This window comes from Modestobacter sp. DSM 44400 (assembly GCF_900107175.1).
Classification (GTDB): Bacteria; Actinomycetota; Actinomycetes; order Mycobacteriales; family Geodermatophilaceae; genus Modestobacter.
In genome coordinates, this window is sequence record NZ_FNOZ01000046.1 from 18,518 (window position 1) to 33,147 (window position 14,630).

At 73.2% G+C, this 14,630-nt stretch carries 14 protein-coding genes and 1 rRNA gene; 14 read left to right on the top strand and 1 reads right to left on the bottom strand.

Annotated elements, in window-relative coordinates:
- The 5 genes from BLW04_RS20385 to BLW04_RS29800 all read left to right on the top strand — a co-directional run bounded on the left by BLW04_RS20385 (window position 1) and on the right by BLW04_RS29800 (window position 4,795).
- Window positions 1–1,005 (top strand): DHH family phosphoesterase, encoded by a 1,005-nt coding sequence (locus BLW04_RS20385; protein WP_254781822.1) that lies wholly within the window; start codon window positions 1–3, stop codon window positions 1,003–1,005.
- A gap of 62 nt (window positions 1,006–1,067) precedes the next feature.
- Window positions 1,068–2,333 (top strand): MATE family efflux transporter, encoded by a 1,266-nt coding sequence (locus BLW04_RS20390; RefSeq protein WP_254781823.1) that lies wholly within the window; start codon window positions 1,068–1,070, stop codon window positions 2,331–2,333.
- A complete protein-coding gene (truB, locus tag BLW04_RS20395) occupies window positions 2,330–3,247 on the top strand; it encodes a tRNA pseudouridine(55) synthase TruB (RefSeq protein WP_091546647.1) in 918 nt (305 codons plus the stop codon). Before BLW04_RS20390 ends, truB begins: the two co-directional genes overlap by 4 nt.
- 22 nt (window positions 3,248–3,269) lie before the next feature.
- A complete protein-coding gene (larE, locus tag BLW04_RS20400; protein ID WP_091546650.1) occupies window positions 3,270–4,121 on the top strand; it encodes an ATP-dependent sacrificial sulfur transferase LarE in 852 nt (283 codons plus the stop codon).
- Between the two features lie 38 nt (window positions 4,122–4,159).
- On the top strand, window positions 4,160–4,795 hold the full coding sequence (locus tag BLW04_RS29800) for a GNAT family N-acetyltransferase (RefSeq protein WP_091546653.1): 636 nt from the start codon (window positions 4,160–4,162) through the stop codon (window positions 4,793–4,795).
- Here BLW04_RS29800 and larB read toward each other — a convergent pair.
- Window positions 4,701–5,405 (bottom strand): nickel pincer cofactor biosynthesis protein LarB, encoded by a 705-nt coding sequence (gene larB / locus BLW04_RS20410; protein ID WP_091546657.1) that lies wholly within the window; start codon window positions 5,403–5,405, stop codon window positions 4,701–4,703. The genes BLW04_RS29800 and larB overlap by 95 nt on opposite strands.
- A 74-nt stretch (window positions 5,406–5,479) precedes the next feature.
- On the opposite strand from larB, the gene BLW04_RS20415 reads away from it, so the two are divergent.
- The 9 genes from BLW04_RS20415 to BLW04_RS20455 all read left to right on the top strand — a co-directional run.
- Window positions 5,480–5,806, top strand: a complete 327-nt coding sequence (locus tag BLW04_RS20415; RefSeq protein WP_091546659.1) for an antibiotic biosynthesis monooxygenase family protein — start codon at window positions 5,480–5,482, stop codon at window positions 5,804–5,806.
- 252 nt (window positions 5,807–6,058) lie between these two features.
- A complete protein-coding gene (locus BLW04_RS20420) occupies window positions 6,059–7,207 on the top strand; it encodes a branched-chain amino acid aminotransferase (protein WP_091546661.1) in 1,149 nt (382 codons plus the stop codon).
- 28 nt (window positions 7,208–7,235) lie between these two features.
- Window positions 7,236–8,219: a bifunctional riboflavin kinase/FAD synthetase gene (locus BLW04_RS20425; protein WP_091546664.1), complete on the top strand. Its 984-nt coding sequence runs from the start codon at window positions 7,236–7,238 to the stop codon at window positions 8,217–8,219.
- Between the two features lie 231 nt (window positions 8,220–8,450).
- A complete protein-coding gene (gene rpsO, locus BLW04_RS20430) occupies window positions 8,451–8,720 on the top strand; it encodes a 30S ribosomal protein S15 (RefSeq protein ID WP_056287976.1) in 270 nt (89 codons plus the stop codon).
- 262 nt (window positions 8,721–8,982) lie between these two features.
- A complete protein-coding gene (locus BLW04_RS20435) occupies window positions 8,983–11,250 on the top strand; it encodes a polyribonucleotide nucleotidyltransferase (RefSeq protein WP_091546667.1) in 2,268 nt (755 codons plus the stop codon).
- Window positions 11,247–12,626 (top strand): M16 family metallopeptidase, encoded by a 1,380-nt coding sequence (locus tag BLW04_RS20440; RefSeq protein ID WP_254781824.1) that lies wholly within the window; start codon window positions 11,247–11,249, stop codon window positions 12,624–12,626. The genes BLW04_RS20435 and BLW04_RS20440 overlap by 4 nt, the downstream gene beginning before the upstream one ends.
- A 16-nt stretch (window positions 12,627–12,642) precedes the next feature.
- Window positions 12,643–13,002: a VanZ family protein gene (locus tag BLW04_RS20445; protein WP_371327809.1), complete on the top strand. Its 360-nt coding sequence runs from the start codon at window positions 12,643–12,645 to the stop codon at window positions 13,000–13,002.
- Between the two features lie 61 nt (window positions 13,003–13,063).
- Window positions 13,064–13,876 carry a 4-hydroxy-tetrahydrodipicolinate reductase gene (gene dapB / locus BLW04_RS20450; protein WP_217631148.1) on the top strand — a complete coding sequence of 271 codons (813 nt, stop codon included), beginning with the start codon at window positions 13,064–13,066 and terminating at the stop codon, window positions 13,874–13,876.
- 494 nt (window positions 13,877–14,370) lie between these two features.
- Window positions 14,371–14,630 (top strand): 16S ribosomal RNA (locus BLW04_RS20455); the annotation flags it as partial.

Consider the following 14,630-nt stretch of genomic DNA (forward strand, 5'->3'; position numbering starts at 1 on the left):
GTGACCGCAGCGCCGGAGGCACCGGCCGCGGCTGCCATCGAGGTGCTCGCCACCGCCGCGGCCACCGGGGCGACCGTGGTGCTGTCCGGGCACGTGCAGCCCGACGCCGACGCGCTGGGCAGCGTCCTGGCGCTCGCCGAGGGCTTGCGCCGGCGTGGCGCCCAGGTGTGCGCGACCTTCCCCGGGCCGTTCCGGCTGCCCGCGTCGCTCTCCTGGCTGCCCGGCGCGGCGAGCCTGGTGCCCTCGACCGAGGTGCCGGCCGCCCCCGACGTCTTCGTCAGCCTGGACGCCTCCTCGCCCGGCCGGCTCGGCGAGCTGGCGGGGCTGCTGGACAGCGCGGGCACGTCGGTGGTCATCGACCACCACGCCAGCAACCCCGGCTTCGGCTCGGTGCAGCTGGTGGTCCCCGACGCTCCGGCCACGGTAGTGCTGGTCGCGGAGCTGCTCGACGGGCTGGAGGTCGAGTGGGACACCCAGCTCGCGACCTGTCTGTACGCCGGCCTGGCCGCCGACACCGGCTCGTTCCGCTTCGGCAACACCGCGCCGGGCACCCACGAGCTGGCCGCCCGGCTGCTGCGCACCGGCATCGACCACGCCGCGATCAGCCAGCGGCTGTTCGACACCGCGCCGTTCGGCTGGCTGCGGCTGCTGTCCCTGGTGACCGGCCGGGCCGAGCTCGAGCCGGACGTCGGCGCGGGACTGGTGTGGACGTGGGCCAGCACCGCCGAAGCGCGTGAGTGCGGCCTGCCCGGCGACCAGCTGGAGGCGCTGGTCGACGTCGTCCGCGCCACGGAGGAGGCCGACGTGGCCTGCGTGGTCAAGGGCCAGGACGACGGGAGCTGGGTGGTGTCTATGCGCTCCCGCGGGGCCACCGACGTGGCCGGGGTGGCCATCGCGCTCGGCGGTGGCGGGCACCGCGCGGCTGCCGGGTACAGCTCGTTCGCCGACCTCCAGACCACGGTGGCGCGGCTGCGCTCCGAACTGGCCGCGGGGGTCGAGCACTGAGCACTGCTCCCGCCCTCCCGCGCGAGCGGTCCATCCCCGCGCTGGCGGCGCCGGCGCTCGTCGTGCTGGCCGCCGAGCCGCTGTACCTGCTCGTCGACACCGCCGTGGTCGGCAACCTGGGCACTGTCGCTCTCGGGGGCCTCGCCGTGGGCGGCGGCCTGCTCGCCTACGTCGCCGCGTTGCTGAACTTCCTCGCCTACGGGACCACCGCCCGCGCCGCCCGCCGGGCGGGCGCCGGCGACCGGGCCGGGGCGGTCGCCGAGGGTGTGCAGGCCACCTGGCTGGCGGTCGGCCTCGGGGTGCTGCTCGCGCTCGTCTTCCAGGTCCTCGCCGGACCACTCACCCGCCTGCTCGCCGGGGGCGCCGGGCCGGTCGCCGAGGCCGCCGAGCAGTGGCTGCGGGTGGCCAGCCCCGGCCTTCCGCTGCTGCTGGTCGCCCTGGCCGGCAACGGCTGGCTGCGCGGCGTCCAGGAACTCCGTCGTCCGGTCGGCTACGTGCTCGCCGGCAGCCTGGTCAGCCTGGTGCTGTGCCCGCTGCTGGTGCACACCGCGGGGCTGGGACTGGTCGGCTCGGCGGTGGCGAATCTGGCCGGCCAGGCGGTCTCGGCCACCTGCTTCTGCCGGGCCCTCGTCCGCGAGCTGACCCGGCAGGGCATCCCGTGGCGCCCCCGGTGGGCGTCGGTGCGCGCCCAGTTGGTGCTCGGCCGGGACCTGCTCGTGCGCGCCGCCGTCCTGCAGTTCGCCTTCGCCGCCGCGGCCGCCGTCGTCGCCCGGTCCGGCACCGCGGAGCTGGCCGCCCACCAGGTCGCCCTCCAGCTGTGGCTGTTCCTGGCCCTGGTGCTCGACGCCTACGCCATCGCTGCGCAGACCCTCGTCGGGCACGCGCTGGGCGCCGGGCGGCTGGCCGACGCACGCCGCACCGCCCGCCGGGTGAGCGCCTGGGGGCTGGGCACCGGGGTGCTGGTGGGCCTCGCGCTGCTGGCCCTGCGTCCGGTGCTGCCGCCGCTGTTCACCGATGACCCGGCGGTGCTGGCGCAGGCCGCGGTCGTCTGGTGGTTCCTGGCTCTCATGCAGCCGCTCGCGGGGGTCGTCTTCGCTCTGGACGGCGTGCTCATGGGCGCCGGCGACGTCGCCTACCTGCGGACGGTGACGCTGGGATCGGCGCTGGTGGGGTTCGTGCCGTTGTCGCTGCTGTCGGGATGGCTGGACTGGGGCCTGGCCGGGGTGTGGTCCGGGCTGACCGTGTTCATCGCGCTGCGACTGGTCGCCGTCGGAATCCGGGTGGCGGGGGACGGGTGGCTGACGGCGGCTGGCAAGGTCGTGCCGTGAGCCGCCGTCCCGACGCCGACGTTCCGTTTGCCCTGTTGCTGGTCGACAAGCCCGGCGGCATGACGTCGCACGACGTCGTCGCCCGCGCCCGGAGGGTGCTGTCGGTCCGCAAGGTCGGGCACGCCGGGACGCTGGACCCGATGGCCACCGGCCTGCTGGTGCTGGGGGTGGGCGCGGCCACCCGACTGCTGGGGCACCTCAGCGGGTCGGACAAGACCTACGAGGCGACCGTCCGGCTCGGCTCGACCACCGTCACCGACGACCGGGAGGGCGAGATCACCGCCACCAGCTCGGCGGCTGGCGTGACCGAGGACGACGTCCGCGCCGCGCTGGCCGGCCAGGTGGGGCCGTTGCAGCAGGTGCCCTCCTCGGTCAGCGCGGTGAAGGTCGATGGCCGGCGGTCCTACGACCGGGTGCGCGCGGGGGAGGAGTTCGAGCTGGCCCCCCGCGCGGTGACCGTGCACCGGATCGACGTGCACCGGGTCAGCCGCCCCACCCCGGACCTGGTCGACGTCGAGGTGACCGTCTCCTGCAGCACCGGCACCTACGTCCGCGCGATCGCCCGCGACGTCGGTGCCGCCCTCGGGGTCGGGGGGCACCTCACCGCGCTGCGCCGCACCTCTTCGGGGCCGTTCTCCACCGCCGACGCCCGCCCGGTCGAGGACGCCGCCGGCGCGCTGGCCGGTCCCGGGGCGGGGCCCGGCGTCCTCGCGCTGACCGACGCGGCACGCGCCTTCTTCCCGGTCCGCGACCTCACCGCGGAGGAGGCGGTCGCCCTCGGCCACGGGCAGCGGGTACCGGCCACCGGTGCGCCGGGGCTGCACGCCGCAGTGGGTCCGGGGAACCGACTGGCGGCGCTCATCGAGGACGCCGGACCGGTGGCCCGGGTGTCCGTGGGCTTCCCACCCGGCTGAGCGGGGTGGCACCGTGGACCGCATGAGCGACCTCGACGAGCGGCTGGCCGTACTGCACGACGAACTCGCCGCCGTCCCGGGCGTGGTGGTCGCCTTCTCCGGCGGCGTGGACTCCGGTGTGGTGCTCGCCGCCGCGGTCCACGCTCTCGGCGCCGACCGGGTGGTCGCGGCCACCGCTGTGTCCCCGAGCCTGCCTGCGCCCGAGCGGGCGGCCGCCGTCGAGTTCGCCCGCTCCCTCGGCGTCCGGCACGAGCAGCCGGCCACCGACGAGCTGTCCCGCGCCGGCTACGTGGCCAACGCCGGTGACCGCTGCTTCTTCTGCAAGGCCGAGCTCGTCGACGTCCTGACCCCGCTGGCCGCCGAGCTGGGCATCGCGGACGTGGTCACCGGCACCAACGCCGATGACGTGCGGGTCGGCTTCCGACCCGGCATCCGGGCGGCGACCGAGCGCGGGGCTTGGGCGCCGCTCGCCCGCGCCGGCATGACCAAGGACGACGTGCGGGAGGCTGCCCGGCAATGGGGCCTGGCGCTGGCCGACAAGCCGGCCGCCGCCTGCCTGGCCAGCCGGATCGCCTACGGCGTGCCGGTCTCCGCGCAGCGGCTGGCCCGGGTCGAGGCGGCCGAGGCAGCGTTGCGGACGGCGCTCACCGCCGCCGGGCTGCTGGTGCGCAACCTGCGGGTCCGCGACCTGGGGTCCATCCGTGGCCTGCAGACCGCGCGGGTGGAGGTCGACCTGCCCCGGGTGGCCGATCTGGTGGCCCGGCCGGAGCTGCTGGCCGGGGTGGCCGGTTTCGGCCGGGTGGAGGTGGACCTGCGCGGCTTCCGGTCCGGGTCGATGAACGAGCTGCTACCCGACCCGGTCCGCTACCGATGAGCACCGTGTCGTGACGACGCCTGAGTGGATCACCGTCGATGTCGTCGAGCGGCTTACGGCGGAGGACGTGTCGGTCCTGGTCGGGTTCGACGCGTCCTTTCCACCGACATCGTGTTCAGGGTCGCCGAGTCCGACGCGGGCTTCTGCATCCGGGAGGTGGCCGCCGGTCCGCCGGTCACCAAGCGGTACAGCCTGGCCGACGAGCTGCTGGCCGGCCAGGCGCCGCCCACTGGGACCGGCTCTTCGTCGTCCGTGCCGGTGCGGCCGTCGTGGCCGTCGCAGCCACCACCCACGTCCCGCGGAACGGCCGGCAGCGGCTCGATGAGCTGCACGTCCTGCCGTCCAGGCGCGGCGCCGGTCTCGGCCGCCGGCTGTTGGACCAGGTGCGCGCGGAGGCGGTCGCGAACGGGGCCCGGCAGATCTGGCTGGAGACACAGGCGGGGAACCTCCCGGCCATCCGGGCCTACCGACGACTGGGCTTCCGGATCACCGGGTTCGACGTCTCCCGGTACCGCCGCCGCACGACGCGGAGGTGGCCGTGTTCATGTCCCGTCCCGTCGAGGTGCCCGACCCGATCCGCTACCGCTGATCGCCCCGGTCGACCCGATCGCCCCGCACGGACCGGACGATCCGGGCGGCGGCCACCCCGGCGCCGAAGCCGTTGTCGATGTTGACGACCAGCACGCCCGGGGCGCAGGCGGTGAGCATGGTCAGCAGGGCGGCCAGTCCCTCGAAGGCCGCGCCGTACCCGACCGACGTCGGGACGGCGACCACGAGCCGGTCGGTGAGCCCGGCGACCACGCTGGGCAGCGCGCCGTCCATGCCGGCGACCACGACCACCGCGTCGGCCGCGGCCAGGTCCGGAGCAACGGCCAGCACCCGGTGCACCCCGGCCACCCCGACGTCGTCCACCCGCCGGCAGCCGACCCCGCTCGCGGTCAGCGTGGCCGCCACCTCGGCGGCCACCGCGCCGTCCGACGTGCCGGCGGTCAGCACCAGCACCTCGCCCACCGGGTCCGGAGGAGCGCCCACCCAGGCGATCCGGGCGGCCTCGTCGACGTGCGCGGCCGGCCAGCGGTCGCGCACCGCCGCCGCGGTGGGGCCGTCGACCCGGGTGGCCCAGGCCAGCGGCACACCGGCGTCGAGCAGCCCGGCCAGACACGCGACGGTCTCGGCCGGGCTCTTGCCTCCGGCGAAGACGACCTCGGGGGTGCCGGTCCGGGCGGCCCGGTCGACGTCGAGCCGGGCGATCCCGACGTCTGCGGTGCGTGGGGGCTCGATCACCGGACCAGTGTCGTCCACCGCCCGGCAGGTACCTCGCCGTGTCACCCGTGCGGGAGTTGGGCAGGATGCGGGACATGAGCGTCGTGAAGATCAACGTCGTGACCATGCCGGAGGACAAGCGGGCCCGCTTCGAAGAGCGGTTCAAGGGCCGCGCAGGAGCCGTGGAGGCCACGCCGGGCTTCGAGTGGTTCGAGCTGCTGCGCCCGGTCGCGGGCACCGACTCCTACCTCGTCTACACCCGCTGGAGCAGCGAGGAGGACTACCGGTCCTGGCAGTCCAGCCAGGACTTCGACCGCGCGCATGACGGCGGCGGCGACACCCTGGCCCCGGCCGCGGAACGCTCGCAGAACCACCTCTGGAGCTACGAGGTCATCGAGTCCGCCGCCCCCAAGGGCAGCTGACGTCCCCGGGCGTTCCCGTTGCGCGGGAGGGTCCCGCGGTGCGGGGGGTGTCCACGCGGCCGACCGCGCGGACACCCCCCACACCGCGTGGGCGCCGCCCGGCGAGGGTGCCGTCGGCCAGGAGCCCGCGGGTGGACCAGCGATCTTTCGGGAGGGCGGCCCCGGCTGACGGCCCGGGTGCCGGGCTACTGTGGTGCCGCGGGCCCGCGCCGCCGGGCGACCGTCACCGCACACACTCGCCAGGTGGGAGCCATGACCGACACGCTCGCCGACAGCCGTACCTCCTCCCGGTTCTTCGCCGAGGGCGTGCCGCTGGTCGTGGAGGACGTGCCGCGTCGCTCCACCACCGAGCGCAGCGCGATGCTCGAGGACCCGGGTTTCGGCCGGTACTTCACCGACTCGATGTTCATCGCCCGGTACCGCGCCGGGCAGGGCTGGACCGACCCTCGGATCACCGCGTATGCGCCGCTGCAGATGGATCCCAGCGCGGCCGCACTGCACTACGCCCAGTCGATCTTCGAAGGGCTCAAGGCCTACGCCCAGCCCGACGGTTCGGTGGCCACCTTCCGGCCCGAGACCAACGCCGCGCGCTTCGCCCGCAGTGCCGCCCGGCTCGCCATGCCGCCGGTTCCGGAGGCCTCGTTCCTCGCCGCTGTCGACGCCCTGGTCGACGCCGACCGCGACTGGGTGCCGACCGGCCCCGACCAGACCCTCTACGTCCGGCCCTACCAGCTGGCCATCGAGCCGTTCCTCGGGGTCCGCCCGGCACACGAGTACCTGTTCATCGTCATCGCCAGCCCGGCGGGTGCGTACTTCCCGCGCGGTGTCCACCCGGTGTCGGTCTACCTCTCCGAGGACTACATCCGGGCCGCTCCCGGCGGCACCGGCGACGTCAAGTGCGCCGGCAACTACGCCGCGAGCCTGCTGGCCCAGGAGCAGGCCATCGCCGCCGGTTGTGACCAGGTCGTCTGGCTCGACGCGCTGGAGAAGCGCTACGTCGAGGAGATGGGCGGGATGAACCTGTTCTTCGTCCTCGGCTCCGGGGACGACGCCGAGCTGGTCACCCCTGAGCTCACCGGCACCCTGCTGCCCGGCATCACCCGCGACTCGCTGATCACCGTGGCCCGCGAGCGGGGGCACACCGTCACCGAGCGGAAGATCAGCGTCGACGAGTGGCGGTCCGGTGTGGCCGACGGTTCGATCACCGAGACGTTCGCCTGCGGCACGGCGGCGGTCATCACCCCGGTCGGCGAGGTCAAGGCCCGCACCGGCGACTTCACCGTCGGCACCGGCGAGCCGGGTGCGCTCACCATGCAGCTGCGTGCCGCCCTGCTCGACGTCCAGCACGGCCGCGTCGCCGACGACCACGGCTGGCTGCACCGCGTCGCGTCCGCCGCCTGAGCCCGCGGGACCGGGGGAGGGAAGCGGCGTGCTGCGCTGGCGCGGGCTGGAGGCCACTCCTCCCGACCTGGGACGCACCGTGGTCACCGTCGGTATGTACGACGGCGTGCACCGGGGGCACCAGCACCTGATCGGCGCGGCGCTCGCGCGCGCCCGGGCGATGCGTCGTCCGTGCCTGCTGCTCACCTTCGACCCGCACCCGGCCGAGGTCGTGCGGCCGGGGTCGCACCCGGCGATCCTCACCACCGCCGACCGCAAGGCCGAGCTGGTCGCCCAGCTGGGCGTGGACGCCATGTGCGTGCTGCCGTTCACGCCGGAGTTCAGCCGGCTGTCCCCGGGCGGCTTCACCCACACCGTGCTGGTCGAGCACCTGCACGCCGCCCAGGTCGTGGTCGGGCGCAACTTCACCTACGGGCACAAGGCCGCCGGCACGGTCGACACCCTGGCTACCGAGGGGCAGCGGTTCGGCTTCGGGGTCGAGGGCGTCGACCTCACCAGCGTCAGCGCCGAGCCCGACCCGGACGCCGAGGGCATTACCGACGACCCGGTCACCATCTCCTCGACCTACATCCGTGCCTGCGTGGCCGCCGGTGACATGGGCTCGGCGGCGCGGGCGCTGGGCCGGCCGCACCGGGTCGACGGCATCGTGGTGCGGGGCGACCGACGTGGCCGGGAGCTCGGCTACCCGACGGCGAACGTGGAGAGCCCGGCCTACACCGCTGTCCCTGCGGACGGCGTCTACGCCGGTGCCCTGGTGCTGCGCGACCACACCGGCGCCAGCCGCAGCAGCCACCCGGCTGCGCTCTCCGTGGGCAGCAACCCGACGTTCTCCGGCAGCCGGCGCACCGTGGAGGCCCACCTGCTCGACTTCGACGGCGATCTCTACGGAGAGCACGTCGGCGTCGAGTTCACCACCCGGCTGCGGCCGATGCTGGCCTTCTCCGCGGTGCCGGAGCTGCTGACGGCGATGGCCCGCGACGTCGCCGAGACCCGGGCCGTGTTCGGGCTGTGATGCCGTGACACTGCGCCACTCGCGGGCCGCACCGTAGTCAGGTGCCGTTCCCGGGTCGCGTTGAGCCGTTTCGTCGTTCCTCGCGGGACCCTCCGGGCCCTGCTCGTCGCGACCGGCGGGCCATGTCGTCGCGGCTGGTAGCCTGAGGCCTGGCGTCGGGAGACCGACGTGTGTGCATGCTGCCCCCGTGACACCGACCGGGGGCCACACGTGACCTGCCCTGGAGGCACCATGGCGCTCGAGAGCGCGACGAAGAAGCAGATCATGACCGAGTACGCGACGGTCGAAGGAGATACCGGTTCCCCTGAGGTGCAGGTCGCGATGCTGACCCGACGGATCAGTGACCTGACCGAGCACCTCAAGATGCACAAGCACGACCACCACAGCCGGCGGGGCCTGCTCCTGCTGGTCGGCCGCCGTCGTCGGCTGCTGAACTACTTGGCCAAGACCGACATCAACCGGTACCGCTCGCTCATCGAGCGGCTCGGCCTGCGCCGCTAGCACCACGAGGGGACCGCTCCGGGTACACCGGGACGGTCCCCCCTCTCGTGCGGCAACCCGCCGCACGGGCCACCGGCGATCCACGCCGCCCGTCCCCGCACAGGGCCGGTCCTCGGTAGTGGCCCCCGGGACGCAGCGAGCCTGGACGCAGGAACCCGCAAGAGCGCCCCCGAGGGCTTCGATCGAAGACCGGTCGCCCCGGACGGTCGGCGTTCCCGCCGCGAAGAGGACGTCGCCGTATGCGACGTAGGAAGAGGACACGATGTCCGCACCCACCAGCACCCCCGGCCCCGACACCACCGACTTCGACGCCGAGGACGGCGTCTTCACCGCCACCGCGGTGATCGACAACGGGGCGCTCGGCTCCCGCACCGTCACCTTCGAGACCGGTCGGCTCGCCAAGCAGGCCGCCGGTTCCGTCGTTGCCACTCTCGGCGACACCACGCTGCTGTCGGCCACCACGGCCGGCCGTCAGCCCAAGGAGCAGTTCGACTTCTTCCCGCTGACGGTGGACGTCGAGGAGCGCATGTACGCCGCCGGGCGCATCCCCGGCTCGTTCTTCCGCCGCGAGGGCCGCCCGTCCGAGGACGCCATCCTCACCTGCCGGCTGATCGACCGGCCGCTGCGTCCGACGTTCGCCAAGGGCCTGCGCAACGAGGTCCAGGTCGTCATCACCGTGCTCAGCCTGGAGCCCGACCACCTCTACGACGTGCTGGCGATCAATGCCGCCTCCGCGTCCACCCAGCTGTCCGGCCTGCCGTTCTCCGGTCCGGTCGGTGGAACCCGGGTGGCCCTGGTCAACGGGCAGTGGATCGGCTTCCCGACCCACACCGAGCTCGCCGACGCCGTGTTCGACATGGTCGTGGCGGGGCGGGTCCTGCCCGACGGCGACGTCGCGATCATGATGGTCGAGGCCGAGGCCACCGAGAAGACCATCGCGCTGATCGCCGGCGGCGCCACCGCACCGACCGAGGAGGTCGTCGCCCAGGGTCTGGAGGCGGCGAAGCCCTTCATCAAGGCGCTGTGCCAGGCGCAGGCCGAGCTGGCCGCCAACGCCGCCAAGCCCGAGGCGCACTTCCCCCGCTTCCTGGACTACCAGGACGACGTCTACGCCGCGGTCGAGGCGCACGCCGCCGAGAAGCTGGCCGTGGCCCAGGCCATCGCCGGCAAGCAGGAGCGCGAGGCGGCCACCGACGAGCTCAAGGACGAGGTCAAGGCCGCGCTGGCCGGGCAGTTCGAGGGCCGCGAGAAGGAGATCTCCGGAGCCTTCCGCGCCGTCACCAAGAAGGTCGTCCGGCAGCGCATCCTGCGCGACAAGATCCGCATCGACGGCCGTGGGCTGACCGACATCCGGCCGCTGTCGGCCGAGGTCGAGGTCCTGCCGCGGGTGCACGGGTCGGCGCTGTTCGAGCGCGGCGAGACCCAGATCTTGGGTGTCACCACGCTGAACATGCTCCGCATGGAGCAGCAGCTGGACACGCTGAGCCCGGACAACCGCAAGCGCTACATGCACAACTACAACTTCCCGCCGTACTCCACCGGTGAGACCGGCCGGGTGGGCTCGCCCAAGCGCCGCGAGATCGGCCACGGCGCGCTGGCCGAGCGGGCGCTGCTGCCGGTGCTGCCCGATCGCGAGGAGTTCCCCTACGCGATCCGTCAGGTCTCCGAGGCGCTGAGCTCCAACGGGTCCACCTCGATGGGCTCGGTCTGCGCCTCGACCCTGGCGCTGCTCAACGCCGGTGTTCCGCTGCGCGCCCCGGTCGCCGGCATCGCCATGGGCCTGGTCTCCGACGAGGTCGACGGCAAGACCCAGTACGTCGCCTTGACCGACATCCTGGGTGCGGAGGACGCGTTCGGTGACATGGACTTCAAGGTCGCCGGCACCAAGGACTTCGTGACGGCCCTCCAGCTGGACACGAAGCTCGACGGCATCCCCTCCGACGTCCTCGCCGGTGCGCTGACCCAGGCCCGCGCGGCCCGGCTGCACATCCTCGACGTGATGCTCGAGGCGATCGACGGTCCCGACGAGATGAGCCCGTACGCCCCCCGGGTGACCACGGTGCGCATCCCGGTCGACAAGATCGGCGCGGTCATCGGCCCCAAGGGCCAGATGATCAACGCCATCCAGGACGAGACCGGCGCGGACATCACCATCGAGGACGACGGCACGATCTACGTCGGCGCCTCCGACGGCCCCTCGGCCCAGGCCGCGGTGGACCGGATCAACGCCATCGCCAACCCGACGCTGCCCAAGGTCGGCGAGCGGTTCCTGGGCACGGTCGTCAAGACCACCGCCTTCGGCGCCTTCGTCTCGCTGCTGCCCGGCCGCGACGGCTTGGTGCACATCAGCAAGCTCGGCGGCGGCAAGCGGATCGCCAAGGTCGAGGACGTCGCCAACGTCGGCGACAAGCTGCAGGTGGAGATCACCGACATCGACGCCCGCGGCAAGATCAGCCTGGCGCCGGTGGCCGAGGGCGACAACGGCGCGGCCGCTCCGGCCGACGACGCCGCCACCCCCGCGGAGGCGTGACGAGAATCGACAGCCGCGCGCCGGCCGGGGGCGGGGTGGACGCGGTCGCGTCCACCCCGGCCCCGGCCGGCGCTACGGCGCTCCTGGACGTTGATGAGTTCGGCGGCCGGGTGGAGCGCACCGAGCTGCCCGGCGGCCTGCGGGTGCTCACCGAGACGATGCCGGGGGTGCTGTCCGCGACCCTGGGCATCTGGGTCGGGGTCGGCTCGCGGGACGAGTCGCCGCACCTGGCCGGCTCGTCGCACTTCCTCGAGCACCTGCTCTTCAAGGGCACCCGGAGCCGGACGGCGCTCGAGATCGCCACGGCGATGGACGCCGTCGGCGGTGAGATGAATGCCTTCACCGCCAAGGAGCACACCTGCTACTACGCCAACGTGCTCGCCAGCGACCTCCCGCTGGCGGTGACGCTGCTCGGTGACCTGGTCACCGACGCTCTGAACACTGCCCCGGACCTGGAGTCCGAGCGGACGGTGGTTCTCGAGGAGATCGCCATGCGCGACGACGAGCCCAGCGACGCCGTGCACGACCTCTACGCCGAGACGCTGTTCGGCGACACCCCGCTCGGCCGGTCGGTGCTGGGCACGGTCGACTCGATCGAGTCGCTGAGCCGGGACGACGTCGACGGCTGGTACCGCCAGCGCTATGCCGTCCCCTCCATCGTGGTGGCCGCGGCCGGCCGGGTGGACCACCAGCAGGTGCTCGACCTGGTCGCCGCGGCCTTCGGCGAGCGGCTGGCCGGCGCCGCGCGGCCGGAGGCGCTGCGGATGGGTGAGGGCGCCGTCCTCGCCGCGCCGGCCCGGCCGACCGGGCTGATCCACCGGAAGACCGAGCAGACCCACCTGCTGCTCGGCAGCATCGGGATGAGCCGGCTGGACGAGCGTCGTTACGCCGCCGCCGTGCTCGACGCGGCGGTCGGTGGTGGCATGAGCTCCCGGCTGTTCCAGGAGGTCCGGGAGAAGCGCGGCCTGGTCTACAGCGTCGGGTCCGCGCTGACCCACTACGCCGGGACCGGGAGCTTCTCCGTGTACGCGGGCTGCTCACCCAAGCGGGTGCCCGAGGTGCTGCGGCTGGTGCGCGCCGAGCTCGCCACGGTCGCCGTGACCGGCCTGACCGCCGAGGAGGTCTCTCGCGGCCGGGGCCAGCTCAAGGGCGGCATGGTGCTCAGCCTGGAGGACACCGGGTCGCGGATGAGCAGGCTGGGCAAGAGCGAGCTCTCCTACGGGGAGTACCTGCCGGTCCGCGAGGTCCTGGACCGGCTGGACGCCGTGGACCCCGAGCAGGTCCGGGCGGTCGCCGCCGACCTGCTCACGCGGAACACCTGCCTGGCCGTGGTTGGTCCGTACCGGGACCGGGACCTCGACCGGCTCACCGCCTGACCGTTCCATGCCGTCGGTGAACGCCCAGCACGGTGCGCTGTCCCGCGGGGTCTTCGCGGTCTCGGTACTGGTGTCCCTTGCCGTGCTGTTCGCGCCGCCCTCCGACGTGCCCAGCAGCCCGTCCGGGGTGGACAAGCTCGTCCACCTCGGGCTGTTCCTGCTGCTCGCCCTCACCGGCCGGTGGGCCGGGGCCGGCCGGACGGTGCTGGCGGTGGTGCTCGTCGGCTATGCGGCCGTCAGCGAGGTCGTGCAGGGGCTGGACGTCGTCGGCCGGGACGCGTCGGTCGCCGACTGGGCCGCCGACGTCGTCGGGGTGGCCGCCGGCCTGCTGCTGTGGGCCCTGACGACCCGTCCCCGGCGGCCGACCGCTCTCTGAGCGTGCCCTCGTACGGGCCCGCCGCCTTGCGCGCGCTCCTCTCGTTGGTGAGCATCGCCGCATGACCACCAGCACGTCGGCCGTCGACCCGCCCCGACCCGCCACACCGACCGGAGAGGCGCCGCTCATCTCCGTGGGGGTGCTCGGCGCCCGCGGACGGATGGGCACCGAGGTGTGCCGCGCGGTGGACGCGGCCGAGGACCTCGAGCTCGTCGCGATGGTCGACGAGCGGGACTGGCTGTTCCACGTGGCCGACGCCGGCGCCCACGTGGTCGTGGACTTCACCCGGCCGGACTCGGTCATGGACAACATCCGCTTCTGCATCGACCAGAACATCCACTGTGTCGTGGGCACGACGGGGTTCGACGACGAAAAGCTCGCGACGATCGCCTCCTGGCTGGCGCCCAAGCCCGAACTCGGCGTGCTGATCGCTCCCAACTTCGGCATCGGCGCGGTCCTGCTGATGCGCTTCGCCCAGGAGGCGGCCCGGTTCTTCCGCTCCGTCGAGGTGGTCGAGCTGCACCACCCCGCCAAGGTCGACGCCCCCTCGGGAACGGCCGCCCGCACCGCCAGGCTCATCGCCGCGGCCCGCCGCGCCGCCGGCGTGCCCGCCTCCCCCGACGCGACGCGGGAGGCCGACTCCCTGCCCGGCGCGCGCGGCGCGGACGTCGAGGGCGTCCCCGTGCACGCCGTCCGGCTGGCCGGCCTGGTCGCGCACCAGGAGGTCCTGATGGGCTCGGCGGGGGAGACCCTCACCCTCCGGCACGATTCCTACGACCGCGCCTCCTTCATGCCAGGCGTCCTGCTGGCAGTCCGCGAGATCGCCGACCGCCCTGGGCTCACCGTCGGCATCGAGACCCTGCTGGGGCTCTGACCTGCTGGGGCTCTGACCGACACGGGGCCGACGGGCCTGGCGTGACTGCTGATGCGGCCGGACCTGTACTCGACACGTGACCTGCCTCGCATGTTCGTAGGCACTGGCCCGCGCTGACCTGGGCTTTCATGCTCCTGCGGTGCCCAGCGACCCCGGATGCGTGGCGCTGGACCCTCGGACGGTTTGACGCCATGCGTCGACCCGCGTAACTTCCTCTTTGCGCCGAGCGAGACTGGGTCGAAAGGCCCGGGAGCCGCAAGGTCAGACCTCCGGGTGTGACAGCGAGCCGTGCACGGCGTAACGTGTAACAAGTCCGCCGGAGACGACGACCTGTAGAGGTCCGGTTCGCCGCGCGTCCGCTCCTTGAGAACTCAACAGCGTGCCGAAAGTCAGTGCCAAGTAACAAATCCCTATCCGGGTCTTTTGGATTCGGTGGGTTCCTTTGGTTGATTGAACGAGAGTGCCAACTCTCGGTCTCAGCTGCGATCAAATCATCTACGGAGAGTTTGATCCTGGCTCAGGACGAACGCTGGCGGCGTGCTTAACACATGCAAGTCGAGCGAGGCCCACTCTTCGGGGTGGTGCCCTAGCGGCGAACGGGTGAGTAATACGTGGGCAACCTGCCCTCAGCTCTGGGATAACTCCAAGAAATTGGTGCTAATACCGGATGTGACCGCTGACCGCATGGTCTGGTGGTGGAAAGATTCATCGGCTGGGGATGGGCCCGCGGCCTATCAGCTTGTTGGTGGGGTCA

Coding starts and splice junctions, on each gene's coding strand:
- larE (WP_091546650.1), top strand. CDS start 3,270: ATGAGCGACCTCGACGAGCGGCTGGCCGTACTGCACGACGAACTCGCC.
- BLW04_RS29800 (WP_091546653.1), top strand. CDS start 4,160: ATGTCGTCGAGCGGCTTACGGCGGAGGACGTGTCGGTCCTGGTCGGGT.
- BLW04_RS20415 (WP_091546659.1), top strand. CDS start 5,480: ATGAGCGTCGTGAAGATCAACGTCGTGACCATGCCGGAGGACAAGCGG.
- BLW04_RS20420 (WP_091546661.1), top strand. CDS start 6,059: ATGACCGACACGCTCGCCGACAGCCGTACCTCCTCCCGGTTCTTCGCC.
- rpsO (WP_056287976.1), top strand. CDS start 8,451: ATGGCGCTCGAGAGCGCGACGAAGAAGCAGATCATGACCGAGTACGCG.
- BLW04_RS20435 (WP_091546667.1), top strand. CDS start 8,983: ATGTCCGCACCCACCAGCACCCCCGGCCCCGACACCACCGACTTCGAC.
- dapB (WP_217631148.1), top strand. CDS start 13,064: ATGACCACCAGCACGTCGGCCGTCGACCCGCCCCGACCCGCCACACCG.